Annotated in this window: 4 protein-coding genes and 1 CRISPR repeat array; all 4 genes read right to left on the bottom strand. The window is 40.8% G+C overall.

The features are described 5' to 3' along the window. Positions 1 to 113: 113 nt before the first annotated feature. Complete coding sequence (locus AU255_RS09160) at positions 114 to 3551, bottom strand: SbcC/MukB-like Walker B domain-containing protein (protein WP_080522590.1); 3438 nt, start codon at positions 3549 to 3551, stop codon at positions 114 to 116. A gap of 311 nt (positions 3552 to 3862) precedes the next feature. After that, entirely contained in the window at positions 3863 to 4108 is a 246-nt protein-coding gene (locus AU255_RS21370; RefSeq protein WP_080522589.1) for a hypothetical protein, read from the bottom strand. A 221-nt stretch (positions 4109 to 4329) separates the two neighbouring features. After that, on the bottom strand, positions 4330 to 4485 hold the full coding sequence (locus tag AU255_RS20085) for a hypothetical protein (protein WP_158083093.1): 156 nt from the start codon (positions 4483 to 4485) through the stop codon (positions 4330 to 4332). A 155-nt stretch (positions 4486 to 4640) separates the two neighbouring features. Continuing rightward, positions 4641 to 7379: a CRISPR direct-repeat array (repeat unit 36 nt; unit sequence GTCTTAATCCCTTCGTAAACAGGGCTACTTTCTAAC). Between the two features lie 226 nt (positions 7380 to 7605). Next, complete coding sequence (locus AU255_RS09145) at positions 7606 to 13437, bottom strand: DEAD/DEAH box helicase (RefSeq protein WP_080522587.1); 5832 nt, start codon at positions 13435 to 13437, stop codon at positions 7606 to 7608. Positions 13438 to 13439 lie beyond the last annotated feature (2 nt).

Raw genomic sequence — 13439 nt, 5'->3', positions numbered from 1 at the left:
AACTTAAGCACAATCTCCTTCCTCTGGAAGGAGAAACCTGATATTTCATACGGGCCTTTATTATCCCCAATATACCCTCCGAAAAGGGTTTGAAGACAAAAAAGAGCCATCACCTAATACTCTTGTGCAATAACACGACTCATACCATTAGGTTCCTTAATTAATTCAATCTGCGCTTTAATGCGTTCCTTTACGCCTTGAACGTGAGAAATAATACCAACCGTTTTCCCATGCGCCTTTAAAGATTCCAGTGTTGTTACTACTGTATAAAGCGTCTCTGCATCCAGGTTTCCAAAACCCTCATCAATAAATAACGAATCAATAGCCCTGCCATTGTTGGCTATCTCTGACAAACCTAAGGCCATCGCCAGACTGACGACAAAAGCCTCGCCTCCTGATAGAGATTTTACGGCACGCTTGCTTTTTTGCTGTTTATTATCAATAATTTCTATTGCCAGCCCAAGTTCACTAGGCACACTAGAGACATGATATCGGCCGTTTATTTTATCCAGAAAACTATTGGTCAAGACCAATAACTTTTCTGCAACAGCTGTCTGCACTCGACGCCTGAAAATATTCTCTGGCTCAGCATCAATTTTCTGTTGCTGCTCCTGCATTTGCTGTACAGAAATTTCCTGCTGCTCAATATGTTTGATCAGTTGTGCATTTTCCTGCTGTAATTGCTGTTGTTTTTGCAGACTGGTCTCCAATGTGTTGACTTCTTGCTGGGCGATTTCCATTTGTACTTTCTTATCCCTAAGTTTTATCACAACACTTTCCAGCGTCTCCTCAGTCGCTATATTTTCGCGTTCGGCATTTAACTGTCTATGCAATGCCTCAATTTGAGCAGGATATTGCACGATACTTTCCTGCAAACTTAGCAATAGGGACTGTATTTCATCCTTACGCACACATAAATCAATCAATTCCTGAACTTCATCCAAAGATTGAAAATTTGATTGTTGTAACTGCACATTTAAAGCTGAAAGCCTCTGATTTAACTCTAGCTCTAATTGTGCAATTGATTTTTCTTGTCCCGCCAACTGAGATTGTAAATCTAATTTAGCAAAATACAGCTGTGCAATTTCTTGCTCACGAATCTGGGCTAATAATGCCTGAAACTGCTGATCCAGATCATGCAGTAATTCATTACTCGCAGTGATTTTTGCCATTATTTGCGCAACTTCATCCGACAGGGATTTCTGGCGAAAACTGTAACTTTGATAATCCTGCCTACGCTTACTAAGCAAATCATACAAACCATCCTCTTTGCCGACACCTGGTAACTTTTCACCCAATTCAGCTAAAAGGGTGCTAATCAGTTTTGTAAGAGTACTTTCTTCCTGCATACATTTTGCTAATTCAGCTTCCAGATTAACAATCTCCTGAGGTCGTCCCTGACCACTTTCATCGAGTACTTTCTGTTTAGCCTGTATTCTTTCCAGCTGAACCTGTTTTTTAATTACCCAGACATCCATTTTTGCAATTTCTTTCTTTTTTGCCTGAAAGCGTTTAATCACAGCTGCAATTTCTTTTAGATCCTGCTTTTCATTTTTTATACGACTATTCATAGCTCGAAAGCTCGTTATATCAAAATCATCGCTCACCGCATTTAGCCGCGTACACAAGGTCAACCATTCTGTTTTAACCCGGTTAATCCGCTCGGCATGCTCGGTATTCTTGTCTTTGACAGCCATATAGGCAGCAAGCTGTTGTGCAATTCGTCTCGCTTCATTTTGCAGTGATTTTACTGTTGCAGATTGATCATTTAAAGCCTTTTGCGAATCATATATTGCAGGTGATTTTCTGGTATACGGATGATCAAGAGAGCCGCACAATGGACAGGGTGTATCATATTCCAGCCTTGTTCTATCTTCCGCTAACTTAATAGTTAGTCGCTCGCGATAGACCGCTTTTTCTAATATCTGCTGAATATTTTGTGCTGATTCAATTTGATTATTTTTAGCATCTAACTGCTTATCTAACTGCGCCCTATCAAAATGCTCATAGCGTTTAGAAAAACCTTTTTTAACAAAACTCCGATGTACTTTTGCTAAATTGAATAATTCAACAAAATTGGCTACACGCTCCTTCTGCTCTTGATGCAAGGCAATGAATTCTTCAAAACTATGTCCATCAGCTATATACTCCAGCTCATGACCTAATTGCTCTAAAGATTTTTTACCACTGGCAATTTCTTTCTCTGTTACAGATAACCGCTTGAGGTTTTTAGTTGAAGCGTAAGAGCTACTTTTATGTAATTTATTAAATGTTTTAAGTTGCTTTTGTATATCAACACTAAGATTGCGTAAATTTTTTAAACGCCCTAATTCAGGCATATTCTCAATAAGAATATGATCTTTTTTTCTGTCAGACAGCCAGCTATCAACCTCCGATAAGGTCTGCTGCTTATCCGGCAATTGAGCCTCTATCGCATTTAACAGCGCTGCTTCTGATTGCCTGTCTAACTTGAGTTGAGCAGTTTTAGCTCTTAAATCTGATAGCTTTTGCTGAACAAGCGTAGCATCCTGCCTGGTCAAAGAAGCTAATGTACTGTCATCAACTCCATCAACAGCTAATTTATCTTGAATTTTCTGTAAATCCTTTTGATAAGTCGCTTGTTGCTGATGTATTTGACCTATCAATACCCTTTTGTCAGCGACACTATCCAGACCAGGCTTGAATGCCAATACATCTGTCGCGTTAGCAATCTTGACCAAATCGGCCTGCGCTTGAACTAATTTTTTCTGCTCTTCAGTTTGAGTTCGCTCTAACTGGCTAATATTCTGCTCTAATTTCTGTAAATCCTGCAAACCAGCCTGTAACTGCAATAAGCTAGTGTTTTCTTGCTTTAATTCTGCAAAAGTTAATTTCTGATCCGCTAAATCCAGCTCAGCTGTCTCACGCTGAATATCTGTCATCAAATCAATTTCATCCAGGCGTACTTGCAAACTGGCTAATTGCTGTTCTGCCTGTTTAGTTAATACGTGAATCTGTTGTTTATAATCAGTATAAATATCATTACTGATTATACGTTCCAGAATATCCAGACGTTCAGCATCCAGCGCATTTAAAAATGCCGCAAAATCGCCCTGCGCCAACATAATTGAGCGAGTGAACCTGCGAAAATCCATCCCGGTTATCTCAGTATTAAGTGCTAGCACCTTATACGCCTCGCGTTCTATAATCTGATCTTCACCATTCACATGCATCAATTGCATTTGTGCTGCCATGATCTTACCTTCAGGGGAAGCATCCTCTCGCTTAACCTGCCAGCTGGAACGATATTTTTCACCATTCACTATAAATTCGACTTGTGCAAAGCACACAGCTGTATTTTTAGTCATGACATTTTCCGCAGGCTTATTAAACCGAAATGTCTCGCCATATAAAGCCAGGCTAATGGCATCTAAAATACTGGTTTTCCCGGAACCATTTGGTCCAGTAATCGCAAAGACACCCGCATCCACAAAGGGCGCCTTATCAAAATCAATTCGGTTTTCACCTGCCAGTGAATTGATATTATTAAAATAAACGTTCAGTATTTTCATATCTTATTGATTTACGTGGCTTACACCAAGGATATAAGCTGTCTTTCACACAATTAGCACACCCTTTGGTATACTTCAATCACTCACTTATATGTCATCTCTGCCTATTATAAATGAAAAACCATTATTCTAATTATTTTAGTATTAGACACGACACATTTAGCTCAATAAGTTTAATTACAGTAATTGCATTAAAATGAATGATGCAAATTGCAGTTTGCAATAATTTATACTGGCTTACACTTAATCTGACACCCTTAAAATAGATGACAATCAAGTCATCAGTTTTATATAGCTTGGTTTAAGCCAGTTTATTGAGCTTTGTTCGGTGAACAAGTCTTGTTGTTGGATGGCTTGATTTCGAGATATCCGACCGCATTGAGCGTCGTTGCGATATTAAGGCTTTCTGCGGGGACATAACGATTGAATGCGGAACCCGCAATTGTGCCTGAAAAGACACAGTCTCCTCCAAAAGCAGCGTCTCCGCCCGGAAACAAGTTGGCAAACAGAGGGTTGAAATCATTCGCAGGAAAATCGCTTAGAAAAAACCGAGACAGTTAAATTTGACACACTACGCACGTTGCCAATCAGGCGCTTTAGTGCGTAAACAGCGTTTCCTCCTTCGGACAAGTCAATACCCAGAATTGTGCATGCGGCAATGTTTTCGAATGACCTCATCGCCCCCTTGACAGCGTCTTCAAGTCAGGATAGATACGGGGCGAGTCAGCTCGTTAAGTGTCCAAATGTGCATCGTAGTAACCATCTGTTTTCATTCCAGTTATTGATAGCGCTCTATTTCACCCATGTAGTCAAAGTATGGGAATTCTAATGCTAGTTTAATTACAATTGCAATGCTTTTCGCCCAGCCTAAAAAACTAAATATACAAAGACTCAAGTCTGCACTGAAATAGGCAAAATGTGATGTCTTTTTCATTCTTTCAACTGTTGCAATGAGCTCCACTAAGGAACATGCACGAAATAATATGAGCAACTTGTAGGATGGGCAAAGGTCTTTTTCGTGCCCATCTTTATAGAGCACGGCCATCAGTCTATATTGGGTAGCTACGCAACAGCTTACGATAGATATAAGTCTTAATCCCTTCGTAAACAGGGCTACTTTCTAACGCCAAAAGAGCAGCAATACGAAGAAACATACTCGTCTTAATCCCTTCGTAAACAGGGCTACTTTCTAACGCCAAAAGAGCAGCAATACGAAGAAACATACTCGTCTTAATCCCTTCGTAAACAGGGCTACTTTCTAACGCCAAAAGAGCAGCAATACGAAGAAACATACTCGTCTTAATCCCTTCGTAAACAGGGCTACTTTCTAACGGCTATGGCATGTGCGCTGTCAGATTTTTTAATGGTCTTAATCCCTTCGTAAACAGGGCTACTTTCTAACCTTTGGTCAATAACTCATTCATCATTCCTTTTTTGTCTTAATCCCTTCGTAAACAGGGCTACTTTCTAACTTTAAATAGATTACCTTTCTATTTAGTTTGGTCGTCTTAATCCCTTCGTAAACAGGGCTACTTTCTAACAAAATGCCGAGCTAAAAACAGAGCTTGATGCGGTCTTAATCCCTTCGTAAACAGGGCTACTTTCTAACTTTGTTGTTCTAGCAGATTGATGCGCTTTTTTTTGTCTTAATCCCTTCGTAAACAGGGCTACTTTCTAACTAAGGTAACGCAATCAGGCCCTCCACCCTTGATGTCTTAATCCCTTCGTAAACAGGGCTACTTTCTAACGCATATGAGTCACCTAAGAAGTCTGCAAAAACAGTCTTAATCCCTTCGTAAACAGGGCTACTTTCTAACGAATTCACAAGAGCAAGCGAAAAAGCGCTTTCGTCTTAATCCCTTCGTAAACAGGGCTACTTTCTAACGGCAAGAAAATGACAGAACAAACAGAAGCAGCAGTCTTAATCCCTTCGTAAACAGGGCTACTTTCTAACTTAGCAGCAACAACAGAAACTCCGGACTGTTTGTCTTAATCCCTTCGTAAACAGGGCTACTTTCTAACAGAAGCTATCGTTCCTAATGGCTATATGGTTATGTCTTAATCCCTTCGTAAACAGGGCTACTTTCTAACAGTACTATTCAGCACAGACCAACGCGCCACATACGTCTTAATCCCTTCGTAAACAGGGCTACTTTCTAACTTAACCGTTCTCTTAGGCTTAACTATATTTAGTTGTCTTAATCCCTTCGTAAACAGGGCTACTTTCTAACATAGTTGGGTTGCTGCCAATGTCCAGGTCTCGATGTCTTAATCCCTTCGTAAACAGGGCTACTTTCTAACAGAAACGACTCATTATAGCGGCAATATCTCTGATGTCTTAATCCCTTCGTAAACAGGGCTACTTTCTAACAAATAATAGCCATAAAATTGAACCTATTGTTTGTGTCTTAATCCCTTCGTAAACAGGGCTACTTTCTAACGACTGACTTTGCTATTTGTTCACCTACAAATTTGGTCTTAATCCCTTCGTAAACAGGGCTACTTTCTAACATAAGTTACGGCCAGGATCGCTATAAATTAATGTCTTAATCCCTTCGTAAACAGGGCTACTTTCTAACACCATTACCACTTCGGTGGGATTCCCTTCTCCGTCTTAATCCCTTCGTAAACAGGGCTACTTTCTAACTGACATAAACTATCGCATCACTCAGCGTAAATAAAGTCTTAATCCCTTCGTAAACAGGGCTACTTTCTAACTATCATGACTAAAATAACTAAAAATATCGTGGCGTCTTAATCCCTTCGTAAACAGGGCTACTTTCTAACTTATAGACTGTGTAGGAGTTACAGATTCTACCAGTCTTAATCCCTTCGTAAACAGGGCTACTTTCTAACAAGAATATTACAGCCGCACAACACAACGCCATAAGTCTTAATCCCTTCGTAAACAGGGCTACTTTCTAACTAAATAGATCTTTCATGCCTCCTACAATATATATGTCTTAATCCCTTCGTAAACAGGGCTACTTTCTAACATACAGAGACTAGAAACGGAAACAAATTTCATAGGTCTTAATCCCTTCGTAAACAGGGCTACTTTCTAACCGGCCCTCCTTGTTCTATTACATTCACAGCACCGTCTTAATCCCTTCGTAAACAGGGCTACTTTCTAACTTAAACAATCGGGTGCTGCTGTAAGTTCTGCTCGGTCTTAATCCCTTCGTAAACAGGGCTACTTTCTAACCTACAGGAGTGGGGCAGCTACCTACAATAGTAGGTCTTAATCCCTTCGTAAACAGGGCTACTTTCTAACATAATGTGTGGAAATTAATACTAGTCATATGTTGTCTTAATCCCTTCGTAAACAGGGCTACTTTCTAACATCAATACACCTGCACAACTAAGCTCAATTACTGTCTTAATCCCTTCGTAAACAGGGCTACTTTCTAACAAACAAATTGCAATTGTTACATCAAAACAAGTGAGTCTTAATCCCTTCGTAAACAGGGCTACTTTCTAACGCATTCTTAGATACCTCATAAAGTGTTTGTCTGGGTCTTAATCCCTTCGTAAACAGGGCTACTTTCTAACAAAGGTAAAGGTTGTAGAGAGTATTCTTTAACTGTCTTAATCCCTTCGTAAACAGGGCTACTTTCTAACGTAAAGAATGTATGGGGTAAAGGAGGCAATTTAGTCTTAATCCCTTCGTAAACAGGGCTACTTTCTAACCTAGGACCCTGGAGAATTTGGAGGTCTTTATAGGTCTTAATCCCTTCGTAAACAGGGCTACTTTCTAACAGGGCTGGGTCCCTAGGTAGTTAGAGAGGGAAAGTCTTAATCCCTTCGTAAACAGGGCTACTTTCTAACTGCACGCCGCCAATAATCCTTTATATTCAATAAGCTGCAAATACCCTTCACAAGTAGGGTTATTGGGTGATTTTTTGAACATAAAAAAGGCGACTTTTTGCTCATTTTTCTCTTAAATACTACTATTTATTCGAATGTGAATTATAAGCTAAAAGACACTATTAGCTTACTTTATTTTTCCCCCTCAAGGCATCATCTAAATCAAATAAGCCCATGACATGCAATCTCAAGAAATATCGTAGCGATAAACTTTTGTTGCAGACTGAGTATCCATAAGCTTATCTATTCCACCGGATAAATCATATTTATGCAGCATTGAAGAACCATCAGCAGCAAGCAATTTTATATCAACACTTCTGTCGTGAAACTCTTTTTTATCTTTAAATGAATGTATTTCTATCGTGACTGTGGATCTAAGGTGGTTTAATTTCGCCTCCAAACAATCCTTAATATAATAGCTGGCCTCATAATTGGCATCTTTATAATGTAATTCACGACAGTGAATAACTATATGCTCTACTTCTTTTACCATATCCAGTAACAGAGTAACAAACTGAAGCAAACGTGCTCTTTGCCAATCTGGAGAGCCGCAAAAAGGATCTCTGATAACCATTTCTTCAATGTAAGCGCCGTTAATCGCTGAAAAAACCGCGTTGAAATCTCTTGTTTCTCCTGCTGAGAACTGCCACAAATCAATAGGCTGACCTTCCTGGAATTGACTATCAGGATAGACCTCAGAAGCTGCAATAAAGTTATTTAAAGCGTCCTGCATCACTGCATTTATGGGTTGTTGGTAGATAGGTGTGACCCATAAATTTTCTAATATCGCCGGCGAATCTTTGGGCGTTATCCAGCTTGTTGCTCCTGACGTTAGGTCTATAAAAATACGCGGGAATTCACCCTTTACTGGACTAAATCTAATCTCTAAACGCTTTTCTTTGATAAAAGGATACAAATAGCGAATAGTCTGACGCATATAAGGTGAGTTTGTCTTTGCTGATATATTGAATGGCTCGGTCAAATAAATACTTAAGCGTTTTCCAGAGTTGAGCCAATCAACTAACCACTGACGTACTTGATCTGACCCTCCGGATAGCAGGTTTAATCTTTTGCCGGTTATATGCAAATGCTCGCAACCGTCTAGCTTCCCAGAAAACCCCTGTAAACTCGGGCTATGCCATCGAATAGCGCCATTTACTGCGTAGGGATCGGTATCGCCTTCCTGCACAAGCTGCTTTAACCATTCAATCACTGGTTTTCGATCAAATAAATCCCAGACATGCTGGTTGGAGTAATCACATAGGCAAGCGCTACATGCACTGACACAATCACGCGGACAACTTAAAATGGATAACGCTTGCTGTAAAATATCTTTAAACGCAATATCAGAATAAATACGCGTACAGTAACCTGCCCCGCCTGAAACTGCATCATATAAAATGGCTTCAACTTCATTACCATTAATACGGAAAGTAGAACGCAGCTCATTGGATTGAACGTGTAAGCAACGCGCTGCAGCAAAACGTAATGCCTCACTTAAAGTTCGACAAAAGCCATCAAGAAAGCTTTGTATATTATCTGCCTTATCATCAGCACAAGGTAAGGTTTTACTAAACGATAAAATTAACACATCGGTATCGAATTCATGCGCTAACTCCACTGGATATGGCAGCTCATTTTTCTGACAACTTTTATCTGACAACGGATCAGCATGCTTCATTTTTATAAACTTTTTAAGCTTAGCAGGCTCACTGTATCTGCACAGCGGGCATACGTGATAGCCCAAACCATAAGGCCCTCTGTTTAATATAAATAGTTTCCCGGCAGGCGAATCATCAACAGGCTGTGCGCGTAAAATAGCCTTCTCAATTAACGTGACATCGGTTTCCTCAAACTGCTCAGACGTTGGCCTGGTAATTAACTTTGCCTCATCGGCTCTACGCTGTTTTTTACGCATCATACCAGGATCACTGCCATGCCGATCAGCATAACTGGTGACAAAGCCTAAGGGCTTTATATATTGCCCTACGGTTCGTTTATCGGTATTACCACAATGGCTACATTCCAGTGCGACATCTTGCTTTTCAATACCGATATCCACATGATGACATAAGCGACACAAGGCATACCATTCTGTTGGCATAAACATTTTAGGGTAACTCACCAAACCGCTGCTTTTCCACAAACGGCCATTGGCAACGACTTCTGCTCCGGGAGCATATTCACTAATCCCCTGACTCGCATCCCGACTCAGCGCAACATCACCCTGATTGCCATAACTATTGTTCTTGGCGTACTCCTTTGTGACTTCAAGCGTTAATGAATGCACAGGAAAACTGTAGGTTGGAATCAAGCTATGCTGTGACAGCTGATTGACTAAAAACTGCTGAATATAGCGTTTTTGCAAATTTTCCCAATGTGCGGCTTTTTTATAGTCTTTTGTGTCGCTCGCCTCTGCTATCTTGTCCGCATACAAAGACCACTTGCCATTGACCTCATTGGCAAAATTCATCATCTGACTACGGAAAAAACTCATCAACTCTTTGCCCGACAAGGCAATCATCGGCGAGGTATTAAAAGGCAAAAGAGTTGCTAACAATTCCGCTTCATCCAGCGCTATTTTGCCCTGCTCTCCTTCTATCCATTGATTAAGCTGATCCGTAAATGCCTGGTGTGCCGCATTATCAAAACGCTCATCAAACATGGCTTTTAGCGTGGGCGCATTCGTTGTGAGATCTGAAATTCTATTGCGCAAAAAATGCGCTAAAACAATGGCATTTTGATGGCGTCTAAACAATCGGGCATTGTCTGTTCTAATAAAAGGCACATCCGCACTGCTGCTTAAGAAATTCTTAAAATCTCTAAATATAGCTTGATCATATTGGCCTGAACGTGCAACGGTAATACAAACAGGTGCGGCTTGTGCCCGCCTGCCTGCTCGACCTGTTCTTTGCTGGTAATTGGAAATATTAGGTGGGATATTAAGATTTAATACCGCATCAAGATCGCCCAAATCAACGCCCATTTCCATTGTAGTGGTACAACTTAAAACATTGATTTGTTTATCAGCAAACTCACGCTCTATTTCTTCTCTTAACTCCGTCGATAAAGAGGCGGTATGTTCTCGCGCCCGTGCTGTTGTCGTATTGGCATTCAGGTAGTTATAAATATAATGATTTTCCTCTTCCAACGATACTCGTTTATCATGTGATAATTCACTCACACTGCCTTTACAGCGAAAGGCAGTACACTTTAAACTCACTGAGACCGTCTGCAACAAGCCACACTCATTACACGCATATAATGGAAAAGACTGGGCGGATATAAAGGTGATTTTTTTACCATCCAGGCCATAGCCAGGCTTAATTGGGCATAACAATCTTACCTGTATCAGTGACTCCCAAAAGTTATTTAAAAAGGCTCTTGTCTCTTCCCAGGTCCAGCCTAATTGCTCGACTAAATACCAGGTACGGCGATTATGTCGCTTAGAACCTTCCTGGGTAATCCATGCAAAGCGAATTTTGTCATTGGTTTTATACAGTTCAAAAGCACGATGATTAGCATACACCTGCCCCCAAATATACGGGTCGTGCATATCTAATTCATATAAATTAGCGATCGCTTTTTCACGCCTGATCGTTTCCAGTAAAAAATAAATCAGTGCGTCACTGTCGTTTTGATAGTTCTTTGGAATCCATTCAGAAATATCTCGTGTTAGACGAGATATGAGCTTTTCATCATACTCAACACGTACCAAACCCAATGCTTCCAATGAATTTCGTCGCCCTGTCGGCGTAAAAAATTCAGCCGCAATACGCCCCATTAACAAATCATGCATTTTGGCTTTCTGCTGAATAAGTAAGCCCTGATGATTAATCATCACGGGGAGACCTTGTATCTTCCAGTGCTTATACACTTCCTCAAACAACCACTCCAAATCCATTCGTTCTTCGCTATGCTTACGAAGCACTTGAACTAAAGCAGAGCGCAAAGCTAAATCACTATTAGTACGCTCAAAATACGGCGCAAAAAAAGCGGCATCCTGGCGGTTATCAGAAAAAGTTAATAAACTACGCCCACCCATTGGTTTAGGCACTGAATTATCATGATTGCCAGGCAAAGACTCGAGTAATTTTTGTAGCACAACGGAACCTAATGCTTCATTGCCCGGGTGCATTCGCGTCATTACCTCAGCCCCTGCCATACCACTTGAACCATTACAAGCGGGACAACGAGGCACATACAAACGGCCGGTTTCCTCGTCATCTTTGGATGCTATTTGGTATAGCTTCAGGCTAGCCGCCTCATTAGAAGATAGCTCACCGGTAAAAGGATCAATCCTGATGCTTTGATTTTCGCTTTCAACCAATTCTGTATCATCATCTTCTTCATCAATCGTACTATGGCCTAACGGTTCTCCTAGCCAAAAGAGCATACGTTTCGCACTGCCCGAGCTGAGGATGGGCATCCGGTTATGCAGTTTATTATGATATTTAAAACCTTCCATATAAGGCTGACCACACTTACGACAGACTAACATTGGATAATAAATACCTTGCTCATCCGCATAAAAGCGATAGGCTTTAATAGCACTCCAGCCTTCTTTATGGGTATTACTCGGACGAATTGAAATACCTTCAATACTATTCGTCGCAATATGATAACGCCCAGGCAATAAAGGAAAACCATTATCATCTGCTCTAGCCAGCATGCCCATATGAATAATAGCGCTTAGAGCGGCACAAGCTTGCTCATCATCCGCGCCAAAAATTAACTCTGCAAGATTTTTAAACTCGACAACACTCCCTGTATCAAGAATTTCAGACACTTTTCTGATTTCGATATTATTAGCAAAGACAGATTCTAATAAATGTCCTAAAGCTAATGATTCATTTAATTTGGGTATTTGCGCTGCTATACCTTCCTCTTCTATTAAATACTGCCACTCGCGCAGATTGAAATTATCATCTTCGATCAGACTATTCAGCACTTTACCGACACAACACCATGTCTGTGCATTTAAAGAAAATAAAGAAGCCTGTTGCTGTAGCCGTACATGGGGCACTCGAAGCCCTCTGACCACTCGATGCACCTGCTCCCCAAATAAATCCTCTGCAAAGGAGCGAATTTTTGTATCGCTTGCAATACCCGCCGGTAAACTCGCACTGGTACCAAAAACCTGTAAAGGTTGCTGAACCTTTAAACGATTTTTCAGTTTGCGTAATAAAAAGGCAACCTCCGTCGCCTGTGCGCCTTGATAGGTATGAATTTCATCCAGTACAATCGTTCTTAAGGTATTGTGTACAAATAACGGGGCATTTCTGGGTAACAACAATAAATGTTCCAGCATGGCGTAATTCGTCACCAGAATCTTCGGCGGAGACGCTAGCATCTCCTCTCTGGTTAGTCGCCAATGGCCAGGAATTTTACCGCCTAATGCCTGCATCAATTTATCATTATCCTGCAAACGAATTTCTTCTTCAGCTCGCGTCGTATTCGCGCGTATTTGCGAAGTAAAACGCCCAAATGAAATCTGCTGCTGCGCCAGCTGCTGACCAAAAAGCGGAGCGATACGGTAATACAGTTGATCGTTTGCCAAAGCATTCATCGGATAAATTAATAAACAACGTACCCCTGGCTCGTCTGGATTAGAATCACTTAATAATTGCTGGGCCAATGGATATAAAAAACACTCGGTTTTGCCACTGCCTGTACCGGTTGCGACCAACAAACTTTGCTGATCTCGGCAAGCGGCGGTTAACGCCTCTTGTTGATGCGCATGCAAGGCTCTGTCAAGCAAAGCATCAGGTAATTGAGCAAAACCATGATGCAAAAAGCCGCCGTGTTCTTTGAGTAAGGTACGCAGTGAGTTACCTTTTTCAAAATCGGGCAAAGCCTCAATATAAGGCCCTTTAACCAAGACTTCTGCATTTAATACTGCCTGAAATGCTTTTTTTAATTCAGGATAATTTCGACTAATCGGTAAAGTCGTTGGAATATAGCGTCTTAAGGTGTCACGCAACTGTCTATATAAAATTAAAGGGTTATTCTCAGTCATTT

It is taken from the genome of Methyloprofundus sedimenti, assembly GCF_002072955.1.
GTDB lineage: Bacteria > Pseudomonadota > Gammaproteobacteria > Methylococcales > Methylomonadaceae > Methyloprofundus > Methyloprofundus sedimenti.
This window is presented reverse-complemented; position numbering and strand designations above follow the sequence as displayed.